Origin of the sequence: Pseudoalteromonas sp. T1lg75, assembly GCF_002964705.1 — a bacterium.
Classification (GTDB): domain Bacteria; phylum Pseudomonadota; class Gammaproteobacteria; order Enterobacterales; family Alteromonadaceae; genus Pseudoalteromonas.
Window position 1 is genome coordinate 465,813 of sequence record NZ_PQCD01000033.1, and the last position, 21,450, is coordinate 487,262.

The window sequence follows — 21,450 nt, forward strand, 5'->3', positions numbered from 1 at the left end:
CCCTATGCGTGTTAAGCGAGCAAGTGCTCATATGCTGGCGTGCTCGGCTGTTTTTAATAAGGACATATGTCCTAAATTAGCCGCGTCCTGGCTTGCCAGTGCGTTAAATCTCAACTAGATGTTAAATAGTATCATCAGAGGAGTTAGCGTATGGCCGTATCGTCAAATGTCACCAATCATGGCGAGTTTGCTCGTTGTTTTGAATGTAATCGAATTAGTGCCCTGGCGCCACTGCATTGGCTAGCCTTGGCCTTTAAAGACATGGCGCGAGCGCCGATTTTAAGCCTGCTCTATGGCTTGGTGTTCACCCTTATCCCCGCCACCATTTTATTCTTTGTGTATTCCAGTCAAACCCATTTGGTTATCCTACCGGCAACGGTGGCCTTTGCCCTGGTGGGACCGGCCTTTGCCGCCGGCCTATATGATGTCGCCTGGGAATTGGAAAAAGGCCACACGCCCACGTTATTGCATAGCCTTAAGTCCATGTTCCGCAATCCCGCCGGGGAGTGGGGCTTTGCGGTGCTGCTCATGGTAATCATGATTGTCTGGATGCGCTTGGCAGCCTTGGTTCATGCCCTGTATCCCAATACCGTTAACCCCAGCTTCGAGGAGCTGAGCGCCTTTTTAACCCTGGGCAGTATTATCGGCGGGGTCTTGCTGGTGACCGTGTTCGCCATTTCCGCTTTTACCCCGCAAATCATGATGGAGCGCAGGGTGGATCTGATGACCGCAGTGGTGAGCTCTATGCATGCGGTACGCAATAATATCGCCGCCATGGTGGTGTGGTGTATCTGCATTCTGTGTTTAATCTTGCTTGGCTTTCTAACCGGCGCCGCCGGCTTTATCGTGATCATGCCGCTGCTCAGTTATGCTAGTTGGCACGGCTATATTGCCACCATTAAAACCAAGCGTCCGCGCCGCTACGAATAGGCCCATCGGCTGGCTTATGCAGCATTTATGCATAGCCAGTCACTCTCCCCAGTTGGCCCCGGGTAGGCGGGTTTGACTTCTGTGCTCTGCTTGTATATTGATCCTGTATTGGTGCCGATTTATCACCGTGATTGCTTTTAAAAACAAATGAAAATCAAAGGGTTAAGTATTTCACCCTGTTCTTCTAAGCGCACTTGAGGATTTCCCTTGCGTGCTCCGGAGTCATTTTCATCAGCGCCGGCAATAAATCGAAAAACTGCATAAATATTGAGGAGATAGCATGACCGCTAAGTGGCAAGACTTTCGAACTAAGGTAGCACAGTGCTTGTGTCCACCGGGTAATGGTGTATTTACGGTAAACACGGCGCAGGAAAGAAAAGCGGCGTTGCAACAGAAGCTTTACGGCCAAACCGATAATGTCGAAGCCCTTTGGCAAGCGTCTCTCGATGGTTTGCAAACAACCGAGCATAAGGCGGTGATGCTGGGCATTAGCTCAGACTGTGGTGGCGGCATTTTGCGTGGCGCCAACTGGGGCCCGTTATTTTTACGTAACACCCTGATTGAGCAGCAGCCTCAAGCGCAAGCCTTTGACTTAGGCGACGTGCGCGTTATTCCGCACCTGTTGCATGATAAGTATTTAAACGAAGGTACCATTAGCAACTGTCAAAAGGCGCTCTACGCCGATACCGAAAGTGAGTACCATGTCAGCCCATTGTCCATTACCGAGGACGTGTGCACCGACTTTTACGCCAATTTCCCCGAAAAGGGCATTTTTGGAATTGGCGGTGACCACTCGATCAGCTACCCGTTAACCAAGGCTTACCTAAAGGCCAAGCGCGAGCAGGGTAAGAAGGTCGCCATCATTCACTTTGATGCGCATACCGACCTGCTGGTGGAGCGTCTGGGTATCGATTTGTGCTTTGGCTCTTGGTGTACCCATATTCTTGAATATCTGCCAAGCCCATCTCATCTAATCCAATTCGGGATCCGCTCTAGCGGCAAACCTAAGGCGCATTGGGAAGGTACCTTCGGGGTTAAGCAGCATTGGGCGCAGGAAATCAATGAGCGTGGTACCGATGCCGTGGTGGCCGAAGTGCTGGCCCAGTTACGTGCCGATGGTGTCGATGAACTGTATGTAAGCTTTGATATCGATGCCCTGGACTCCGAATTTGCTTCGGCTACCGGTACACCGGAAAAAGATGGCCTTAATCCGCAACAGGCGCTGGATATACTTGCTGCACTTGCGGCCGAGTTCCCCATTACCGGTGCCGATATGATGGAAATTGCTCCTTTCACCGACAGCTCGCTAGAGGGTAAGTCGAGCTCGGAAACAACGCTGCGTGAAGGCGCGAAAATCTCCGCCTTCTTGCTTGAGCAAATGAATAAATAAGTCTGATTTTCCTGAGAAATTAGCATTAAAAAGAGCGCATTAGCGCTCTTTTTTGTGGTCGCTTTGTGGCAATATAGGCCAATATAAACAAGTGCAGCACAATTTTTACGAGTGTTTCTATGAGCTATTCCGTCTTTCGTTTTTGCAGTCTGACTCCCCACGCCTTGTTACTGAGCGCCAGTGCCTTGCTGATGCCCCTGATGTCTGGCCAGGCTTGGGCGCAAACCCAGGTTTTTATCGGTGGCGGCGAAAAGGTGTGCTCATCTATGGCGCCGGAACATTGTCAGCAGCCCTTACAAGGGGGTAAAGCTCATCCCCTGTACAGAGTCGACGCAAGCGCCTTGGCTCGTTTGGACAGGCAATGGCCATCGCAATATCAAGCGCACAAGCACAACGTGATGAAGGCGCTAAAGGCCATGGCGAGCGACCAGGCACTGACTCAGGAGCAATTACTGACGCTGTGGTATGAGCAAGCCCCTCAAGCTCAGCTATTAGATAGCGCTCTCTCTTATTATGTGCTCGACACCCTGGAGTTGGCCGAGCCCTCGCTCAAAGTCCATATCGACACCGACCTGAATAAGGATGAAGCCACATCCGAGCTGCTTGCCTTTATGAAAAGTGCCATGGAGGTTGCGGCGGGGCAAGAGGCGCAGCCACCTCGGGTGCTGATACTGACCAGTGCCAGTCGCGACCCTTATGCGGCGGCCCATTATTATCAGCAGTTACTCGCTGGCGATGGCATCGACAGCCAGTGGCTACCTCTCACGCCAGCGCTGGCCAAGGCGCTTAGCCAGGGGCAGTGCGACAAGCTTACCCAGTTACGCCGCCAAGCACTGACATTCGATAGGGCCCGGGTTTATCCTGAGCGTGTAGCCCAGGAGCAGGCGATGTGTGCCCAAGGCAGCGAGGCTCTGATAAAACACATAGAGGCCGCAAGTGCGGTGTATTTTAATGACGGCGATACGGCCCTTGCCAGAGCGGTGCTAGTTGATGAGCAGGGCGAAGCCTATCCCTGGACCCAGGCATTACGTAGTCGCCCGGTAATCTTAGCCAGTGGCGCCGGCAGTGCGCTGCAAAGTGGTGGACGCAATAGCAAAGGCCAGGTGATGATGATCACCGGTGGCGATGCGTTTGCTGGGCTTGCAGAAGAGGTGGAGGTTAGGACACAAGCAGGGTCGTTGCCCTCTGGCTTTGCGGCGATTAGTTACCAACCCAAAGGCGGCCTTGGGAGTTTTAATAATGGGGTGCTGGATACGCAATTTAGCGAGCAAAACCGCAGCGTACGCCTGCATAGCCTTTTGTATGCGACGGGGCAGCAGGTTGGCTATGGCATAGATGCAAACACCGCCCTGGTGGTGATCAAGTCCGAGCAGGGCAGTGTGGCAACCGTGCTTGGTGAGGCCGGGGTCGTTAAGATACAGCCCATGGATAAACACAGCTTTCGCTACAGCTATTATCCAAGCGGCGTGCGCATGACCTTGGATGAGCAGCAATGGCGATTAGCCGCTGAGACTCAGGCCATCGAGGTCAAGGGCCCCAGTGCACAAGCGCTGCCACAGATGCGCTTTGGCGATATTCTCTATGATGGCAAGTTGCGCAGCCTGGCTCAGGCCATGTGCTTATCCAATAGCAATATGGCCTTGGCTACGCAATACACCCGCGGACACTATTGGGACTTTAGCCTGCGTGGTGATGAACACACGCGTTTGCTTAACACCGCGATTCGTGACAAGGCCTGTGCCATTGAAGGCCTGATCATCGAATTTGCCCCGCGTAACTAGCCATAGGTTTTGTTTAATAAACAACCAATAAAGGGCGGCGGAATAAGGGAATTAGGTGATTTATCCGCTATTTGTCTACACCGGGCTTGCGTCTAGTTGGTAGCGTGATACTTTTACAATATAAACACTTACCAGGAGTGGTTGATGTTTGCCGCAATTGCATACTTGGTGTTGGCCGTGATCTTATGCGTTACGGCTTGGATGATAAAGCTTCCGTATATCGCAGTCTTCTTCTATTGGAGCGCGTTATCCCTATTTTTGGTGTCCTTGGCCTACATAGCCAACGCCGGGCGAATTTTTCGCAAGCGACAAAACGGCACCATTCCCTGGTATATCCGCTGGGCGTTTATTCCCTTTCTGTTGGGAGCGCAACTCTATAATGCCTGGCAGCGGCGCAATGATAAGGTGCCGCCTATCCAAGAAGTTGAGCCCGGCTTATTCCTCGCTTGTCGACTCTTCCCACCCGATGTCGATTCCCTAAAACACGAAAACGTCACCGCTATTTTAGATGCCACCTGTGAGTTTGACGGCCTGGATTGGACCGTCATGGGTGAGCAGATCAGTTATTTAAATATTCCGGTATTGGATCATGCGGCGCCTAACAGGGCGCAGTTGCGCCAGGCCATTAACTGGATCCACCATCACCGTAAGCGCAAACGTAATGTGGTGGTGCATTGTGCCCTGGGGCGCGGTCGCTCCGTGTTGGTGATGGCCGCCTATTTGCTGGCGAAGGAGCCGGATGCGGATGTTGATGAGGTGCTCGAGCGCATTCAGGAAACCCGTGAAACAGCCAATTTAAACCGCTTTCAGCGTAAGGCGTTGAAGAAAATGCACAAGCGCGGCGAGCTGGTGGTGCGCAACCGCGTGTGCCTTATTGCCAATCCGGTATCCGGACGCAAGCTCTGGGCCGATAAAAAGCATGACATTATGACCAGCCTCAACAGCTACTTTGACATGTCGATAAAAACCACCTCACCAACGCAAAATGGCACGGACCTGGCGCGTGAGGCTATGGATGAGCACCCGGATATGATCATCGCCTGTGGTGGTGATGGCACCGTTGCCGAGGTGGCTTCGGTTACGGTCAACACCGATGTGGCGCTAGGAGTAATTCCTCTAGGCACCGCCAATGCCCTAGCCCATGTGCTAATGGGCATTGAAAGCAAGGCCTTTGGCGTGCAAAAGGCGCTGGATGTACTGATCAGTGGCGATGTGAAGGCCATGGACACGGCGACCTGTAATGATGAGCTGGTGCTGCTGTTGGTGGGTATAGGGTTTGAACACAAGATGATTGAGTCGGCGGATCGTGAGGCGAAAAACAGCAGTGGCCAGTTTGCGTATTTGCATGGCTTTTGGCAGGCGCTTAGTGAGCATAAGGCCAAGGATTATACCCTCACGCTAGACGAGATGGAGCCCCAGGATGTCCACACTAACAGCATGATCATTGCCAATGCAGCGCCGGTCTTTACCTTGCTGGCGCAGGGCCAAGGCCAACCTGAGCACGACGATGGTTTACTGGATGTAAATTGGCTGGAGCCAACCAAAAACTCCAATGTGAATGTGCTCAGCATCGCCGAGCTGGCATTTAACAGTGTGACTCAAACCCAGCTGGATAAACACGCTCATCATACCCATGCCAGACGGGTAACGGTCAGTTGTGCCGAGGGCATTGATTATGTCATCGATGGTGAAATGCGTCAGGCAGATGCCTTGGACATCAAGGTACAACCGGCGTCATTAAAGGTGATGGTGCCGAGTAAGCCTTAGTTAAAGATGAAGGGTGAGTTTTTGGGCCCGATGCTATTAGTTAACGCGGATTTTATTCTGTAATCGCGGGTAGATGGGCTCGCCCTTAGCATCGACACTTCGCCACATGAGTGATCCGTTTTCTTCTTGAGGGTGTTTGCGGGCACAGATCTTCAACACCTCTTCCATAATAAGCAGCGCTCCTTCGCTGTAGCGCTGCCCCTGATACCAACATGCTGGCACCGTCGGTGCATCGACCAAAACATGGGCGCGAGTCCCACCTTTGTTATGCACCTCATTGCCCTGTGCCTGCCACGCCCCGGCATTCGCCTCGGCATTTGCCACGGCATTTGCCGAGGCGGACAAGCACAGTGTGAGTATCACTTTTGTTATCAAAAGCCGCATTGTGGCCCTTATTGTGCGTCGATTTGCTGCTCTGGAGCGGCGTCTGCGAATGCTTTAAGGGTATTACAATGCTGGTAAATTGCCATGATCTTCGGATACTTATCCATGGGTACCTTAAAGCGCAGGGCGTTAAATACCTGCGGGACTAGGCATACGTCGGCCAGGCTTGGCTGGTCGCCACAACAAAACTCTGTGTTGCCAAGCAGCTGTTCGACCTTGTCGAAGCCGGTAATGATCCAGTCTTGGTACCACTTGGTTTTTTGCTCGTCGCTCACATCCAGCTCATTGCTCAGGTATTTCAATACGCGCAGGTTGTTAAGCGGGTGAATATCCACGGCAATGGCATAGGCCAGGTTGCGAATTTGTGCGCGCTGCCAGGCATCGCCACTGAGCAATGGCGCCTGCTCCGTGGTTTCATCAAGCCACTCAAGAATGGCCAGTGATTGCGCCAGCACCCCTTGCTCCGTCTCTACCGCCGGCAATAGGCCCTGGGGGTTTTTACCCAAATAGTCTTCGCCTTGTTGTTCCGACTTGAGTAGGTTAACCGGTACTAATTCGTGATCGACGTTTTTAAGGTTTAGGGCGATACGCACCCGATAAGCCGCCGAAGAGCGAAAATAGCTATATAATTTCATTACTTAGCTCCGTTGAAGTGCTTTTTAATGCCTTTCCAGCAATCTAGGTAATCGCTTTGACGCTCCTGACCCTCGAGTGCGTACTTGGTCGGCGCTATGATGTAACGCGACTCAAACATAAAGGCAAGTGTGTCTTCGTAGCGTACCGGCTCAAGCTCAGCATTGCTAGCCTTTTCAAATACTTCTGCTTCTGGGCCATGAGGTGACATGCAGTTGTGCAGGCTTGAACCGCCCGGCACAAAGCCCGCTTCTTTGGCGTCGTACACACCCTTTATCAGACCCATGAACTCGCTCATGATGTTGCGATGATAATAAGGTGGGCGGAAGGTGTGCTCGGCAACCATCCAGCGCTCAGGGAAGATCACAAAATCAACGTTGGCCACGCCCGGGGTGCCCGAAGGTGAAGTCAAAACGGTGAAAATAGACGGATCCGGGTGATCATAGCTTACCGTATTCATGACATTGAATCGTGCCAGGTCATACTTGTACGGGGCACTGTTACCCGTCCAGGCGACAACGTCTAGAGGTGAGTGCTTGATATCGGCGCGATACAGCTGACCGCTGAATTTAGCCACGATCTCGAAGTCGCCTTCGATGTCTTCAAATGCCGCCACTGGGTATTGGAAGTCACGGTCGTTGGCGTAACCATTGGCGCCAACCGGGCCGCGCTCTGGCAAAATATACGGATTGCCATAGTTTTCACAGATATAACCACGTACCGGGCCATCCGGTAATTCTACCGAGAACTTCATGCCGCGCGGGATCACCGCAATTTCACCGGCGCCAATCTCTAAAATACCGCATTCGGTTTTTAGGCGTAGGCGCCCTTGTTGAGGCACAAACAGCATTTCACCGTCGGCATTGTAGAAATAACGACCTTCCATTGACTGGTTGGCCACATAAATATGAATACCGATACCGGCTTGGCCATTTACACTGCCGTTGGCGGCCATGGTTACTAGACCATCGATAAAATCGGTCGCTTGCTCTGGGATAGCAACCGGGTTCCAACGCAACATGGTTGGTGGCGTAGGCACTTCGGTAATAGGGGCTGAGCGTAGCAGGCCATTGTCCATTAGCTCGTAATCGCCTTGAATTACTGAAGGGCGAATGCGGTATAGCCAGGTACGGCGGTTCTCGCCGCGAGGCGCGGTGAAGGCGGTGCTGGAAAATTGCTCCGCGTACAGACCATAGTTTACTTTTTGTGGGCTGAATTGGCCTATTGGTAAGGCGTTTTCGAGGGCTTCGGTTTCAAATTCATTGCCAAAGCCAGTCATATATTTAAGGCTGTTATTGCTCATGGTGTCACTCCTGTTGTATTGTGTTTGAAGATACTCTCATGTGAGACTAATTTCAAATCCCATTTATAATTCGGGTGTAAGAAATTATTTACGCTAACCAATGGTAACTAGACTATGGCTTTTAAGCTGGAAACCTTTATTCCTTATTTGATGACTTTAAGTGGCGCCAAGGTGAGCGAGGCCTTTGCCCAGGTCTATGGGGGGCAATTGACCAACCCGCAATGGCGTATTGTTTGCCACTTGGCTCAGGTGGAGGATGGGCTGACATCGAAGCAGTTGTGCGTTAAGGCCATGTTGGATAAATCGACGGCCTCGCGGGCGATCAATGAATTAGAACAGCTGGATTGGCTCTCGGTCAGTGCGTGTGACAAGGATAAACGCGCTAAACAGGTGCGTTTGAGCGAGCAGGGCAGGTTGCAATTTGATGCCCTGATCCCAAAAGCTTTGGACTGGCAGCAGGAACTGCTGGCGGGATTTACAGAGCAAGAGAAGGCACTGTTGGTGGATCTTTTGTGCCGCTTGGAGCTGCGTGCTGCAGATATAAAAAAGGCCCATCAGTAGGGATGGGCCTTGGCTTAACTTTGCGCCAGGCGCAAATTCGCGTTAAAGGCTATTAGAAGGTGTAACGAACACCGATACGCATTTCCCAAAGTGACGCATCGCGTTCCACACCCGTGTTTTGTTTGCCTTCGTTGAAACCCGTATACACGTAACGACCGTTTTCGTCGATTTCCATATCAACCATGCGGTTACCACCGAATGAGCCCTTCTTATAGGTGCCCCAGTCGTCGTTAAGCAGGTTAGTCAGGTTATCGATAACGAAGAAGGCTTCGCCCTTATGACCTTCCATAAAGCCAGGAAGCTCTTGGCTTACTTTTAGGTCGAACTTAACAAACCACTCGGCATTTTCACTGTTACGACCCGTGATAGAACCGCGTTTTAGGTTTTCGTCTTCAATGAACTGATTGAATGCAGCCAGCTCGTTTTTGTCCATTGCATAAACAACGTTAGGATCGTTCTCAAGCGGTACATAAAGCAACTGACGCGAGCCGTAGCCATAGTTGTTGAAATCGCCAAACTGGCTATCCGCCGTATCATATACATAGCTATAAGGTAGGCCTTCACTCGCTTGACCCAGTAGGCTAAAGCGCGTTGAGTAACCATCGAAGAAGTCGTGTGTATAGCCAAGCTTGAAGGTAAAGCGGTGCGGTACTTCATAATCAGACGTATGTGCACCAGGGTTGCCCGGGTTGGTTGTAGTAAAGTAGCTGTAGTTAGACGCAGCTACCGAGCTATTCATAGGGTTAACGTCTTTTGAGTCCGTGTAGGCGTAGGCGATGGTGAAGTCGATACCATTGTCGTAACTTTTACTAAGAGCCGCAGAAATAATGGTCGATTCACCAGCATCACCATCGACATTTGTTAGCATATATTCTTGGTTACGGCCTGGCCCTTGTGGGTTTAGAGGGTCAGGCTTTGACTCATAAAAAGGACGACCGTCAAAGGAATACATAAGCTCACCAGTTTCAGGATGTCTTGCTTGCTGTAATGCATGGTCTCTAATAGTTGCCGAGTCATTTTTCTGCGTATGTAAGATGTCTAGATTTACGACATACTCGTTTTCGAACGTGTAGGTGGCGCCGATTGAGTATTTCCATTCTGATGGAAGCTCGAAATCAGGGTCGATTGAATGTGTAGCTGAGTCACCAAGTCCCGGTTGCGTGTCTGCAATTTCATCGAACTGTGATTGTGGAATATCAAAGCCCGGTGTGCCGCCATCAAAGTTGGTCATTGGTGTGTTGAATAGATCCACATCGTACTCGGTAAGCTGGATTTGGGTCACCCCATCGTTTTGATAGGCACTAGACGCCCAAACGTTCGGGTTACCACCCGAGTAAAGGCCAAATCCTGCGCGTACTTCAAGGGCCTCATCCACAAACCAGTTAAAGCCAACGCGTGGCTGGAGCAGGTCAACACCGTCTAGGTTTTGCTGGTTAGAGAAGCCATAACGCTTCTCGAAGTTGGCATTGTAATTTGGATAGTCGTCACTGTTATATTTGTCGTAGCGTAAACCGAACAACAAGGTAGCATCAATATTGCTGAAGCTGTATTCATCTTGCACATAGAATGAATGTACTTGATATGAAAACTCTGCTGCTAAATCGTCAGGGTTATTGGTGCCCGCGGCGTTGTAATAATAAACACGATCTGCAAAGCCTTGCTCGTATTCATCGATTGAACCAAAGCGGAATTCGCCTTCTGTGTGCTGTACGAATAAGTTGAATACATTTAAGTCTTCATATTCGTAACCTGCAGTGATTGTGTGTTGATCTAGGTAGTAGGTACCGGCTAGCTTAACTGTGAAGTTATCCCAGTCCAAGTCGTTAGAGTGACGTGAATCATCGGGACCAATGTAAACGGTATCGCCATTTGCTGCCTTAATTTGGAATTCACCGAATCCACTGGCGCTGTCTAGAGACTTTTGACGCGCGTCCAAGTCTGATTTACCTATGCGCACTTCGGTTGAGAAGCTATCGTTCCAGTCCGAGTAGAGTGAACCCACGATAGAAGTGAATTCAGCGCCGCGCTCATAGAAGTGGCTAGAAAAAGCCAGTTCGTCATTGTCGGCATCGGATTGCGACAGCGCAAAACCATCATTGTAGTTGTAAACTAGGCTGGCACGGTGATCGTCATTGATATTCCAGTCTAGTTTAATAAGTATTTTTTCGTCTTCAACCGGCATACTGCCTGGCATACTGCCTAGGTCATAGTTATATACGTTCTTGGTGATGTCACGAATACGGTCGATATCCGCTTGTGAGATAGAGCCGCTATCAACAGGGCCATAGCTAAACTGTTGTACACCCTCGAGTTTTTCATACGAAGTGAAGAGGAACAGGCTGTCTTTGATCAGGGGCAGGCCAACATTAAAGCCATAGCGCTTCTCGTTGTAATCGCCGTTATCAATGTCATCATCGATCTCTTCTATGCTGTCACCCTTCATTGAATCATTGGTGTAGTCGAAGAATACGCCGCCGTGAATTTCGTTGCTACCAGACTTGGATACGGCATTGATATTACAAGATGTAAAGCTACCGTATTGTACATCGAAAGGGGCCATCTCAACGGCAACCTGCTCAATTGCGTCGAATGAGAACGGTTGACGTACCGTTGGGTAGCCGTTTGAGTTAAGGCCGAAGTTGTCGTTCATGCGCACGCCGTCAAGCGTTAGGCTGTTAAAGCGCGGGTTAGCACCACCACAGTGAATGGCGTCACGACTGTCGTCTACGTAAATACGCGGGTCGGCGCGAACAATGTCGGTCAGGTCACGGTTGATGGCCGGTGCTGTTTCTAGGTCTTCCTGGGTGAAGGTGGCTGCAGGACCGGTACCGCCAGAAAATGAACTAATAGGACGACCGGTTACCACGATCTGTTCCATATCGGTTTTTGCTTGTAGCTGCACGGTTACCGGGTATTCTTTACCCAGTGACAGCTGGACGTTTTCGATCAACTGATCTTCAAACTTATCAGAGTCGATGATGACGTTGTATGGACCACCTACGCGTAGACCCTTGGCACTGAAGTAGCCAGCGTCGTTAACAACGGCGGTTTTTGATGAACCGGTTGGTAGGTGGATAATGGTCACCACGGTACCGGCAGCAGGGTTGCCGGCAGGGCCAGTGATCTGGCCTTTAATGGATGATGACGTCTCGTTTGCAAAAGCACCAGTGGATACACCCATTGTTGCCGCAATAGCAGCTGAGATGGCCGTTTTCCTAAGTTGCATTTTCATGTTGTTGTTTCCCGTGTTAATAGTTTATCTAGTTAAACATTTCATTGTTCTCGGCCTCATAACCTGTGGGCCGATACTTATTTTTGTGCGGCTAGGCCGCGGTTTCTTGGTATAACTGATTCAACAGCGCCGCCAGGCGTAAGCCGCCTCGACGTAGTTGTTGTTCCATCATTGTTTGGTATTGATATACATATTCGTAGCCTAAGCGCTCATCGCTGTGGCGATAGATTTTGCTGGCCAGATGATGCGACTCCAGGAGCCAGCCCTTGACGTCAACGTTTTTATTTTGGGCGACTTGAGTTTGGGTACAGCATATAAAATCTTTGTATTCGGAATATGACAATTGCTGGTGCGCGATTAATTGTGTATCCCAAAGGCGATGTAGGTTGGTCACTTGCGAGAAAAATTCGACATTGATGCGGTTGCCGCCGCGATCGGCGCTGCGGCCCACATGCAAGGGCTGATGAATATCACCAATTAGGTGAATTAAAAAACGTAAATAAAATTGCTTGTTGGCGGCGCTGGTGTCGGGCGTATTCAGTGCCGACATGGCCGAAAGAATGGCGCTGTAGGCATCTTTAATATCTGCTTTATCGCTGTGGGCATGGTGCTCGGTGTTTAAAAAAGCCTGCTCTGAGTCGATATTGATATAGTGCCAACGTGACGATTGACGTTGCCAAAATGGACCCGGTGCGGAGCGCATTTCGTCGGCCCAGGTACTGGCGCGTGCCAAACTTTGTCCTTGCAAAATAGCCAGCACTTGCGCTTTGGCCTCGGGGGTTAAGTGTTGCTCGGCGATGGCCCCAATAATACGATGACCATTTGCACCCCAGGCCCATGCTTGGTTGCCAAAGGTGATCCCAAAGGTGGTACCTATCATCAGCATGGCCATTAAGGTGGCCTTAAATGAGCTACGAATCAGCTGTAAATCCATTGTTGTTATCAAGTTGCATAGTTGCTCTGTGAGTTAAATTTTCCGAGTTTTTAGAGTGAAAAAAAAGGACTTAACGGGATTCATAATTACTTGTTAATAAATCTATTAAAACAAAAGGTTATGGGCTACTAATAAAATTACCTATTGCAATAAGTAATAATAACTGGTGAAATGACGGCAACGCAATTTCAATAAGCTATAAAGTCCGTTGCAATCAATCAAACGCTGGCGTGACAGCGCGCTGATATTAACAACTATTACCATTGTTGGCTTAATTAGTTATCTTGTTGGTCAGTATCGCTTGGCCGCGCGTTTGCCTCCGTTAGAATCCGTGCTCACTACTTCTTATAGCTGTAACACCCTGAGCGAAGGTAATAAAACCACATTAACTCTGTTTGCCCCTAGCCAACTTTTAGCGAGTGAGCTGGCACAGCAGTTATGCGCCAATGAAGTGGTGTCAAAACAATACGGCGAGGTCTTTGCTTATTGGGGCGGCTCGTCTCAATACGAGGTCAATTTTCTTGGTAAAGGCTTGGCGCATCTGATTTTGGCTAAGGACAATTTGATCCATGCCTTTGATGCCCGTAATACCTATGGCTATACGCCGCTCATTGGTTACCCCAGTTACACAGCTTACTTTATTGCCAGCCATGAAAAGCCAAAGCTGGAAAAGGCGTATTTTCTCGATAAGCGTATCGGACTTATCGACTATCCCACCAGTCGCTCGGGACACATCATTCCTAAACAGGTATTTAAGGATTTAGATATTAACCTCGATAGCCTGGATATCACCTTTGCTAATTCCCACAGCGCACTGCGTGATAAGCTCGCACAGGGTGAGTTGGATATAATTTCTTCCTATTGGCAGCAATCGGATCACCAGCGCTTTTCCGAGAACTATATAACCGCCATCGGCAGCAATATCAGTGGCAGTCATTGGTATCTAAAACGGGCGGCGGATAATCCGGATCTCGCCTGTGCCATTCAAACCACACTGATGACCCTGGCACAAGCGCGCGCATCCAGCTATTTCAATGGCGCAAAACCTTACTGGCAATGCCAACAAGGCGGTGGCCAATACATAGGAGCGGGGCTATGAGTACCCGACGCTTAGTACTCTCGCTGCTGCGCAGGCGCGTTACCCCGCGCAGCTTTAACGCACAAAAGGCCATTACCTTATTTACGCTCGGCACCTTATTGATAAGTATGCTCGCCTATTACCTGGGTGCGCTAGGTAGTTGGCAGCAGAGTCAGGCGCAGGCCCTGTCCCAGTTGAAAACACGTATCGCCCTAGACAGCGCGCACATTGGCTTGGCTTATCCCTTGTTGGAGGTGCCTGCGGATATTGAGCGCACCAAGGCCTACATAGAGGAGCTCAATACTCATTTGCAGGCCCACAATTACCCGTTGCGTTTGCAACAACTAGGTACCACGGTCGTAACCGGCCCACAGGCCGATAAGCGCTTGTTGTTAAAGCGCCCCGGCGCGGGTGAGTTGACCATAGGCTATTCCTTGGTGCCCATGCCGCTGCATGGGGGAGTGAGTGCCTTACCACTACTGCTGAGCCTGTTTGCGGCCTTGTTTATATGGCCCTGGTTTAAGGCCATGGAAGAGAAATTACAGGTCTTGGCGCAAGAGCCGGAGCCAAGGGTAGAGAAAAAGAGTCTGTTGCTGGATTTAGCAGATAAAAGCATTCGTTACGGCGAGCATGGCGAGCGGGTCACCTTGGCCAATAAGCCACTGTGTTTTTATCTGGCACTGTTGGATTTTGCCATTGAGCACCCTACGGTAACCCTAAATCAAAATAAAGATGTGCCGGCTGAGTTATTGGATTTGGCGCATAAATATTTCTCACGCCTAATCGAGTTGGGGCACACCATTCGTAAACGACCCAACTTCAGTAATAGCTTGGAAAAAACACTGAGCGAAATCCGCGCTGCGTTAGACGAGGTCTTTGCAGAGGACGTAGAGCAAAAAGACGCTTACTTTCCGCCCAAAGCCCACGGTGAAGGTTCGCGTTCACGGGTTCATCACTATGGGCTGAGCATTGCCGATGTCTCGGCCTTCGAAGTTATTGGCAAGTAAAGGCTGCTGGGACCTTAATGGCATCAAGCGGACTGTGCTGCTGCACATAGGCGCTTAGAATACTGGCATCCGCATCGCCACTGTCGACAAAGCGGGGGTCGTTATTCAATCTTGGATAACCATCACCGCCGGCGGCATTATAACTGTTAATGCTCATACGGTAGGTCTTTTCTGCCTTAATTTCCTCACCGTTAATACGCACTGACGTTAATGTACCGGCGTCGCAAATGGCAGTGACGTTATTAAAATGAGCATAAGCGCCTGAGTCAGCCGGGTAGGCCGCCACCTTGCGAATATAGGCCAATGCTTCTTTGCCGTTAAAGTCGATGTAACCAATGCGATTCTTAAACGGATGTACGCGCAGAATGTCCTTGTAGTTAATCTCGCCCGCGGCAATGGAGTCGCGAATTCCGCCGCCGCTGATCACCGCAAAGTCGGCCTTTACATGTTGTTTCTGAGCTTCGGTGATCAGTTGTGCCAGGTTGGTAGGCATAAAGCGTACCTTGTTACGGTCGCCCTCGAAGCGTATTTGCGTCTGTCCCAGGGTGACGCTCAATTTCTTTTGGCCCTTGGCCTGGTAGGGAGTCAGAAAGTTCACCATCTTCTGATCAGGCTCAATATAGTCGCCAACCCACTGGTTTTGCTTATCTTTTAGGTTGACCGGGTGCAGTTGATAGCTCAGCAGGGTAACTTGCTCACCTTGGATAGCAAAGCGCGCTTCTCCCACGTACTTGCCCCACTCATGGGCTTGCATAATCCAGGTGCCATTTTGTCTGTCCGGCTGGCAGGGCATGCCCGGGCGGTAATCTGTCACGGCGGTAGTGGTGCTTTGCATGCACACAGGCTCTTGCGAGTGGCCGCCTATGATCATGTCTATGGCGCCCGGGGTAAGTTGTCGTGCTAAGGTGACATCGCCCGGGGCATTAATGCCATGCTCGGCATTGGTGTAATGGCCCATATGGGTGACGGCAATAATCACATCCGCTTGCTGGCGCTGCATATCGGCCAAAATGGCCTGGGCTGCCTTGGCCGGGTCGATAAAATCGAATCCGCCAATAAAATCCGGGTTGGCTATTTTGGCCGTATCCGTGGTGGTGAGGCCAAAGACCGCTATCTTAAGCCCCTGTTTATTGAGTATGACATAGGGCTGATAGGCATGGCTGCCATCGTCTTTGTTTAAAATGTTGGCACTTAAAAGTGGGAAATTTGCCCATTTTTGCTGTTTCTCAAGCACCCACAGGGGGTTATCAAACTCGTGGTTGCCTATGGCCATGGCATCATAGCCGAGCAGGCTCATGCTCTTAAAGTCGGGCTCTGCCTGTTGCAGATCGGACTCGGGAATGCCGGTATTGATATCGCCACCGGAGAGCAGGATCACCGCATCATTACGGGCTTTGGCTTGGCTGCGTAATTCAGTTAACAGCGTGGCTCGGGCGGCCATGCCATATTCACCCTGGGCATTGGGCCAAAAACGGCCATGATGGTCATTGGTATGTAAAACGGTGAGGTATTGGGTGTTGGCGGGCGCTTTTGGCGCGACATCCATGTTGCTTGATTGTGTGCAGGCGCCGAGCAAAACGGCGGAAAATAAAAACAAAAGGCGCACGATACGATCCCCTTGGAGAAGTTGTGCGCCGATCTTAATGCAGTTTTATGAAGATTTCATTAGCACCAAAGCCTAATTAGGCTATTTACTCTAACTTTTTACCTCAGTGGTAAAGGGGTTATTGCCTTTTGCTTTAGTGGCTTGTGGTATTTACGCTGTTTTGTACCGCTTGCTCGCGGCGTGCTAGTTCGGCCTTGGCAATATCTGCCTGTTGGTGATTGACGCCTATCATCCAATTGAGGAAACAAGCGGGCACCTGCTTATAAGATTCGCCCTTATGCACACCAAAGTCGCAAATGACATTGTTATTGTTGTTCATGGTCACTGCCCTACAAGTTGCTGTAATCGTGCGCACCATAGTAGGCAATTGGAGCGGGTTTGATAAGTTCAATTTGTTTTATAATTTAAAATTTTATAACTTTTTATTATAAACAACCGAGACAAATGTAATCCCTGTTTACATTTAAGTATCAATTTGTTTTTGTACTCAGGTAGTCGTGGAGAAAATAGGCGGAGGACGCTAAGGTAGGCGAAAAAAATAAACAAGGAACTTTATGAAATATTCCATTACTGCAACCAGCTTGGCCGGCGGCTTGGCTATCGCCGCTGCAACCCTTGCTCCACAAGCACATGCCACCATTGTGGAGTTTCAAACTTCACAAGGTAGCTTTCAGGTTAACCTTTTCGACCAACAGACACCTGAGACGGTAGCTAACTTTCTTGGTTATGTAGATCGTGGCGACTATCAGTCGACCTATATTCATCGCTCGGTTGAGGATTTTATTATTCAAGGCGGTGCATACCGCTTTGATGGTCAGGCCGAAGCCATTGAAACACAAGCCCCCATTATCAATGAGCCGGTGTATTCCAATGTCGCCGGTACCATCGCCATGGCCAAGCGTGGCGGTTATGAAAACAGCGCGACCAGCCAGTGGTTTTTCAACATCAGCGATAACAGTGCCAACCTGGATCTGCAAAATGGTGGCTTCACCGTATTTGGTCAGGTGATGGGCGAGGGCATGAAGGTGGTCAACGCCATTAATGCGTTGCAGACCTGCGGCGAAATCCCCATGGTGGATTACAGTACAGAGCAGTGCAGCCAAGGCGACGATGCGGTGCGTGCCAACCTGGTGATGATCAATGACATTATCGTTATCGATAACGATCCAAATTCGGCAATCGATCTGAACCCGGTTGAAAATACCCTGATTGACGAGGTGGAGCAGAGCTCAGACTCCGACTCTGGCGCCGCATGGTGGTTTGCGCCACTGGCCTTGTTAGTAGCGCTCCGTCGCCGTACTGCGCGCTAAATTAGTTGCCAAACCAGCGTCAACCACATGGCCAATACCACCAGGCAGCCAGCTAAAAACGTAAAATAGCGGCTGCGCAGGTGGTTTGTGCCTAAGTGGATGACGCTGTGAATTACCCGCGTTGCCACAAACAGCCAGGCCAGGGCAACAAATGCATATCCCGAGATGTTGGTGGTGAGGGCACAGAGCACGGCCACATAAAACAACACCGGGATTTCAAACTGATTGATAAAGTTACGCCCGGCCACCTGCACCTGCTCGGGGGCATTGCCGAGATCCATGGTGGCAAACTGGCGCATCTGTATTTGTTTCTTTTTCGCTGCCGCAAAGCGACGGCGCCCCATAATTACCATCACAATCAGGGTCAGAAGCACCTGGGCAAACAGGGCAAGAATAAGCTGGCTGGTCAAAATAAGACTCCTTTTGGTCTGAAATTAGCAAAAATACCATGTGGTGTAGCATAGTTATTACAATTTCATGGCCAAGAAGCAAACAACCTTTTCATAATCTGTTACAAACTTGGGTGTTTTTCTATTGCATTTTGACCGGTGATTTTTGATTATGAGCGGTAATATCCATTAATAAGATTCAGCATAATGAAGAAAAGAATTGTCCTCAGTGCCTTAGCACTGGCCGTGTTGGCCGGTTGCAGCGCCACCTCAACGCCGAATACCGGCGCCCAACAAATAGTGCCAGAAACCCTGGTAGTTAGCCCTAACGATAAGCGTGCCTACGAGACCCTAAAACTCGATAATGAAATCGAGGTGATCCTGGTGTCCGATCCAAGCGCCGAAAAATCGGCGGCGGCGTTAAGTGTTGGTGTAGGCCTGTTGCATGACCCCATGACCCAACAGGGCATGGCGCACTATTTGGAGCATATGCTGTTTCTTGGTACCGAGCGCTATCCCGACACCCAGGGCTACAGCGATTTTATGACCAAAAATGGCGGCGCGCATAATGCGTACACCTGGCTGGATATCACCAACTATATGTTCAAGGTGAATAACGACGCCTACGGTGAAGCCCTGGATCGTTTTAGTGACTTCTTTAAATCGCCCAAGCTGTACCCGCAATACACGGATAAAGAGAAAAATGCGGTTAACGCCGAGTGGTCGATGCGCCGCGAAATGGACTTCTTTGGTCAGTTTAAACTTGCTCGCCAAATGATGGGTGAGCACCCGGCCAACCGTTTCCTCATTGGTAACCTGGAAACCCTGGGCGATAAAGAAGGCAGCTCGCTGCACCAAGAGACTGTTGACTTCTATAACACCTACTATTCGTCAAACATTATGAAGGTGGCGATGATCTCTAATCGTCCCCTAAGTGAAATGCGCCAGCTGGCAAAACAATATTTTGCCGATATTAAGAATAAGGGCATTGAAAAGCCAAGCGTGACCCACGAGCTGAACTACGACAAGGTTGGCGGCAAGCGAGTCCACTACAAGCCAAACGAAGACGTAAAACAGCTAAGGCTTGATTTTATTATTGAGAACAACCGTGACGACTTTGCCTACAAGCCTAACCGCTTCGTGTCATACCTGCTAAGCAATGAAATGCCGGGCAGCCCGGCGCAAATCTTGCGCGATAAAGGCTGGGTTTCACAATTGAGTGCCTCCGATGCCTATAATAAATACGGCAACTACGGTGAGTTGAGTATTAGCGTTGAATTAACCGATGCGGGCATGCAAAACCGCGAAGAAATTCTCGCCACCATTATGCGTTATATTGAGTTGATCAAGGCCAATGGTGTTGATGCCAAGTACTTTAGCGAAATCCGCACCTCACTTAATAATCAGTTCCAGTTCTTGGAAAAGAGCGACGAGTTCAGCTATGTGTCGGCACTTACTCAAAGCATGCAGGATTACCCGCTTAACAATGCCATTAACGCACCTTACTATTACGCCGAATTTAACGAGCGTGCCATCAATGACGTACTAGGTCAGCTAAATGCCGACACATTGCGCGTGTGGTATGTGTCTAAGGAAGAGCAAACCGACAGCAAGTTGCACTTCTATGATGGCGAATACCGCATTGAGGACATCAGTGCCGAAGAGCAGGCGAGTTGGCAGCAGCCAAGTCAGTTTGCGCTGGCTCTGCCTAGCGTAAACCGCTTACTACCGGAAAACTTCGACATCAAAACTGCCGCGGATAATAGCCAGCAAAAACCCACGGTTAGCTATGATAAAAATGGCATCAAGGTGTGGTTACAGCCGAGCCAGTACTTTGCCGAGCAGCCCAAGGGCGTGGTTGAGGTGTATGTGAATAGCCCGCAAGCCCAACAGGATATCAAGGCCGGGGTCTTACTCAGCCTATGGGCCGACCTATACAGCCTATCCCAAGCGGCCTTGTCAACCGAGGCGGCGATCGCCGGTATGGCGGTCAATATGGACCCGGGCAATGGCTTTAGCTTGAGTGTCGGCGGTTTTACCGACAAGCAGCCGGTACTACTGAGCGAAGCCTTGGGTAACCTGAAGCTAGACGTTGAGCCGCAAGCCTTTGCCCAGGCGGTGGACCGTTATACCCGCAGTCTGCAAAATGCTAAGAAGCAATTCCCCTTCTACCAAGCCTTCGGTCTGTACTCGGACTTGGTGCGCTCTGGTAGTCATGACACCGAGCAGCTGATTGCGACCGCAAATAGCCTCAGCGTTGCGGATCTCAATGCCCTGATGGACGAGGTATTAAGCCGTAACAATGTTCGCGTATTTGCCTTTGGTAACTATGACGATAAGAGTGTCGCCGCTATTGCTCAAAGCATTGCTAAGGCCTTGCCTGAGCAGCAAAAAGACAGCGCCTACACGCGTTCGAAAACTTGGCAGCCGAAAGCCGGTGAGACCTATGTAGTGCAAAAAGACATAGAGGTTGCCGATGTGGCCATTATCGATATGGCGTATCACCCGCAGCCGGGCTACGCGCAAAAAGCTGCCGCCGCCGTGTTACAGGGCCATTTCCGTACCGTGGCGTTTGATAAGCTGCGTACCGAAGAGCAGCTCGCCTATGCCGTTGGCGCCACCGCTCGTCCATTGGAAGACTATGCGGGTATCGGTTTGTATATCCAAACGCCGGTGAAGGATGCCAAGGCCATGCAGGCGCGCTTTGATGAGTTTAAGGCGCAGTACGCCAAGGTGCTAGCCGAGCTGGACGAAGCCACCTTTGCCCAGTTAAAGAACGCCGCTTTGGTGTCGCTCAAAGAGAAGCCGAAGAATCTGACCGACGAGCTCGGTCGTTTGATGCCGGATTGGTATCGTGAGCGTTTTGATTTCGACAGTCGCGCCAAGTTGTTGGCCGCCGTTGAGGCACTAACGCTTAAAGATATGCAGGACTTCTATCAGCAGACCATGATGAACCCAGACGCGGCACGCTTAAACGTGCAGTTGCGCGGGACCAAGTTTGCCGACAAGCCGTTCGCCGATTTGCCCAAGCAAACTAAGGTAGAGTCGGTGGCCGACTTCCACCGCACCGTCAGCTGGCAATAAGCAGTTAAAAAAGGCTCCCAAGGGAGCCTTTTTCTTTTCCTGATTTGACCACTCGTTAATG

General features: G+C 50.3%; 17 protein-coding genes. 9 read left to right on the plus strand and 8 right to left on the minus strand.

The window, feature by feature from the left end; all coding sequences use genetic code 11:
- Positions 1–150 precede the first annotated feature (150 nt).
- From C2M36_RS08670 to C2M36_RS08685, 4 genes are all read left to right on the plus strand, one after another.
- On the plus strand, positions 151–930 hold the full coding sequence (locus C2M36_RS08670) for a DUF2189 domain-containing protein (RefSeq protein WP_105254559.1): 780 nt from the start codon (positions 151–153) through the stop codon (positions 928–930).
- Positions 931–1,210: 280 nt separating this feature from the next.
- The gene (locus tag C2M36_RS08675) at positions 1,211–2,320 is read left to right on the plus strand and encodes an arginase family protein (RefSeq protein ID WP_105254560.1); all 1,110 of its coding nucleotides are present in this window, start codon (positions 1,211–1,213) and stop codon (positions 2,318–2,320) included.
- Between the two features lie 119 nt (positions 2,321–2,439).
- Positions 2,440–4,101 carry a hypothetical protein gene (locus C2M36_RS08680; protein WP_105254561.1) on the plus strand — a complete coding sequence of 554 codons (1,662 nt, stop codon included), beginning with the start codon at positions 2,440–2,442 and terminating at the stop codon, positions 4,099–4,101.
- Between the two features lie 144 nt (positions 4,102–4,245).
- Positions 4,246–5,868 carry a diacylglycerol kinase family protein gene (locus C2M36_RS08685; protein WP_105254562.1) on the plus strand — a complete coding sequence of 541 codons (1,623 nt, stop codon included), beginning with the start codon at positions 4,246–4,248 and terminating at the stop codon, positions 5,866–5,868.
- 36 nt (positions 5,869–5,904) lie between these two features.
- Here C2M36_RS08685 and C2M36_RS08690 read toward each other — a convergent pair whose 3' ends face one another.
- From C2M36_RS08690 to hmgA, 3 genes are read right to left on the minus strand one after another with little or no spacing between them, the layout of a single operon-like run.
- On the minus strand, positions 5,905–6,231 hold the full coding sequence (locus C2M36_RS08690) for a DUF1496 domain-containing protein (RefSeq protein ID WP_158678899.1): 327 nt from the start codon (positions 6,229–6,231) through the stop codon (positions 5,905–5,907).
- A 29-nt stretch (positions 6,232–6,260) separates the two neighbouring features.
- Positions 6,261–6,887: a maleylacetoacetate isomerase gene (gene maiA / locus C2M36_RS08695; RefSeq protein ID WP_105254564.1), complete on the minus strand. Its 627-nt coding sequence runs from the start codon at positions 6,885–6,887 to the stop codon at positions 6,261–6,263.
- Entirely contained in the window at positions 6,887–8,188 is a 1,302-nt protein-coding gene (gene hmgA, locus C2M36_RS08700; RefSeq protein ID WP_105254565.1) for a homogentisate 1,2-dioxygenase, read from the minus strand. The genes maiA and hmgA overlap by 1 nt, the downstream gene beginning before the upstream one ends.
- Positions 8,189–8,302: 114 nt before the next feature.
- Between hmgA and C2M36_RS08705 the strand changes: the two genes are divergently transcribed.
- Positions 8,303–8,749, plus strand: a complete 447-nt coding sequence (locus C2M36_RS08705; protein ID WP_105189079.1) for a MarR family winged helix-turn-helix transcriptional regulator — start codon at positions 8,303–8,305, stop codon at positions 8,747–8,749.
- 52 nt (positions 8,750–8,801) lie between these two features.
- Here the strand turns inward: C2M36_RS08705 and C2M36_RS08710 are convergent, their stop codons facing one another.
- Positions 8,802–11,981: a TonB-dependent receptor gene (locus C2M36_RS08710; protein ID WP_105254566.1), complete on the minus strand. Its 3,180-nt coding sequence runs from the start codon at positions 11,979–11,981 to the stop codon at positions 8,802–8,804.
- A 91-nt stretch (positions 11,982–12,072) separates the two neighbouring features.
- Complete coding sequence (locus C2M36_RS08715) at positions 12,073–12,915, minus strand: S1/P1 nuclease (protein ID WP_105254567.1); 843 nt, start codon at positions 12,913–12,915, stop codon at positions 12,073–12,075.
- A gap of 208 nt (positions 12,916–13,123) precedes the next feature.
- On the opposite strand from C2M36_RS08715, the gene C2M36_RS08720 reads away from it, so the two are divergent.
- Complete coding sequence (locus C2M36_RS08720; RefSeq protein WP_105254568.1) at positions 13,124–14,014, plus strand: hypothetical protein; 891 nt, start codon at positions 13,124–13,126, stop codon at positions 14,012–14,014.
- Positions 14,011–15,000, plus strand: a complete 990-nt coding sequence (locus C2M36_RS08725) for a hypothetical protein (protein ID WP_105254569.1) — start codon at positions 14,011–14,013, stop codon at positions 14,998–15,000. Before C2M36_RS08720 ends, C2M36_RS08725 begins: the two co-directional genes overlap by 4 nt.
- On the opposite strand, the gene ushA is transcribed toward C2M36_RS08725, so the two are convergent.
- Together ushA and C2M36_RS08735 are read right to left on the minus strand one after the other, a co-directional pair.
- On the minus strand, positions 14,987–16,606 hold the full coding sequence (ushA, locus tag C2M36_RS08730) for a bifunctional UDP-sugar hydrolase/5'-nucleotidase UshA (RefSeq protein ID WP_105254570.1): 1,620 nt from the start codon (positions 16,604–16,606) through the stop codon (positions 14,987–14,989). The two genes, C2M36_RS08725 and ushA, sit on opposite strands and share 14 nt — an antisense overlap.
- A gap of 133 nt (positions 16,607–16,739) precedes the next feature.
- The gene (locus tag C2M36_RS08735) at positions 16,740–16,925 is read right to left on the minus strand and encodes a hypothetical protein (RefSeq protein ID WP_105254571.1); all 186 of its coding nucleotides are present in this window, start codon (positions 16,923–16,925) and stop codon (positions 16,740–16,742) included.
- Positions 16,926–17,160: 235 nt separating this feature from the next.
- Here C2M36_RS08735 and C2M36_RS08740 point away from each other — a divergent pair, with 235 nt between their 5' ends.
- Positions 17,161–17,916, plus strand: coding sequence for a peptidylprolyl isomerase (locus tag C2M36_RS08740; RefSeq protein WP_105254572.1), 756 nt, complete (start codon positions 17,161–17,163; stop codon positions 17,914–17,916).
- Here the strand turns inward: C2M36_RS08740 and C2M36_RS08745 are convergent.
- Positions 17,913–18,326, minus strand: a complete 414-nt coding sequence (locus tag C2M36_RS08745; RefSeq protein ID WP_105254573.1) for an MAPEG family protein — start codon at positions 18,324–18,326, stop codon at positions 17,913–17,915. The genes C2M36_RS08740 and C2M36_RS08745 overlap by 4 nt on opposite strands.
- A gap of 186 nt (positions 18,327–18,512) precedes the next feature.
- On the opposite strand from C2M36_RS08745, the gene C2M36_RS08750 reads away from it, so the two are divergent.
- Positions 18,513–21,389: an insulinase family protein gene (locus C2M36_RS08750; protein ID WP_105254574.1), complete on the plus strand. Its 2,877-nt coding sequence runs from the start codon at positions 18,513–18,515 to the stop codon at positions 21,387–21,389.
- Positions 21,390–21,450 lie beyond the last annotated feature (61 nt).

Excerpts from the sequence above, each read along its gene's own strand:
- C2M36_RS08670 (WP_105254559.1), top strand. The coding sequence starts at position 151 with ATGGCCGTATCGTCAAATGTCACCAATCATGGCGAGTTTGCTCGTTGT.
- C2M36_RS08675 (WP_105254560.1), top strand. The coding sequence starts at position 1,211 with ATGACCGCTAAGTGGCAAGACTTTCGAACTAAGGTAGCACAGTGCTTG.
- C2M36_RS08680 (WP_105254561.1), top strand. The coding sequence starts at position 2,440 with ATGAGCTATTCCGTCTTTCGTTTTTGCAGTCTGACTCCCCACGCCTTG.
- C2M36_RS08685 (WP_105254562.1), top strand. The coding sequence starts at position 4,246 with ATGTTTGCCGCAATTGCATACTTGGTGTTGGCCGTGATCTTATGCGTT.
- maiA (WP_105254564.1), bottom strand. The coding sequence starts at position 6,887 with ATGAAATTATATAGCTATTTTCGCTCTTCGGCGGCTTATCGGGTGCGT.
- hmgA (WP_105254565.1), bottom strand. The coding sequence starts at position 8,188 with ATGAGCAATAACAGCCTTAAATATATGACTGGCTTTGGCAATGAATTT.
- C2M36_RS08705 (WP_105189079.1), top strand. The coding sequence starts at position 8,303 with ATGGCTTTTAAGCTGGAAACCTTTATTCCTTATTTGATGACTTTAAGT.
- C2M36_RS08710 (WP_105254566.1), bottom strand. The coding sequence starts at position 11,981 with ATGAAAATGCAACTTAGGAAAACGGCCATCTCAGCTGCTATTGCGGCA.
- C2M36_RS08715 (WP_105254567.1), bottom strand. The coding sequence starts at position 12,915 with ATGGATTTACAGCTGATTCGTAGCTCATTTAAGGCCACCTTAATGGCC.
- C2M36_RS08725 (WP_105254569.1), top strand. The coding sequence starts at position 14,011 with ATGAGTACCCGACGCTTAGTACTCTCGCTGCTGCGCAGGCGCGTTACC.
- C2M36_RS08735 (WP_105254571.1), bottom strand. The coding sequence starts at position 16,925 with ATGAACAACAATAACAATGTCATTTGCGACTTTGGTGTGCATAAGGGC.
- C2M36_RS08740 (WP_105254572.1), top strand. The coding sequence starts at position 17,161 with ATGAAATATTCCATTACTGCAACCAGCTTGGCCGGCGGCTTGGCTATC.
- C2M36_RS08750 (WP_105254574.1), top strand. The coding sequence starts at position 18,513 with ATGAAGAAAAGAATTGTCCTCAGTGCCTTAGCACTGGCCGTGTTGGCC.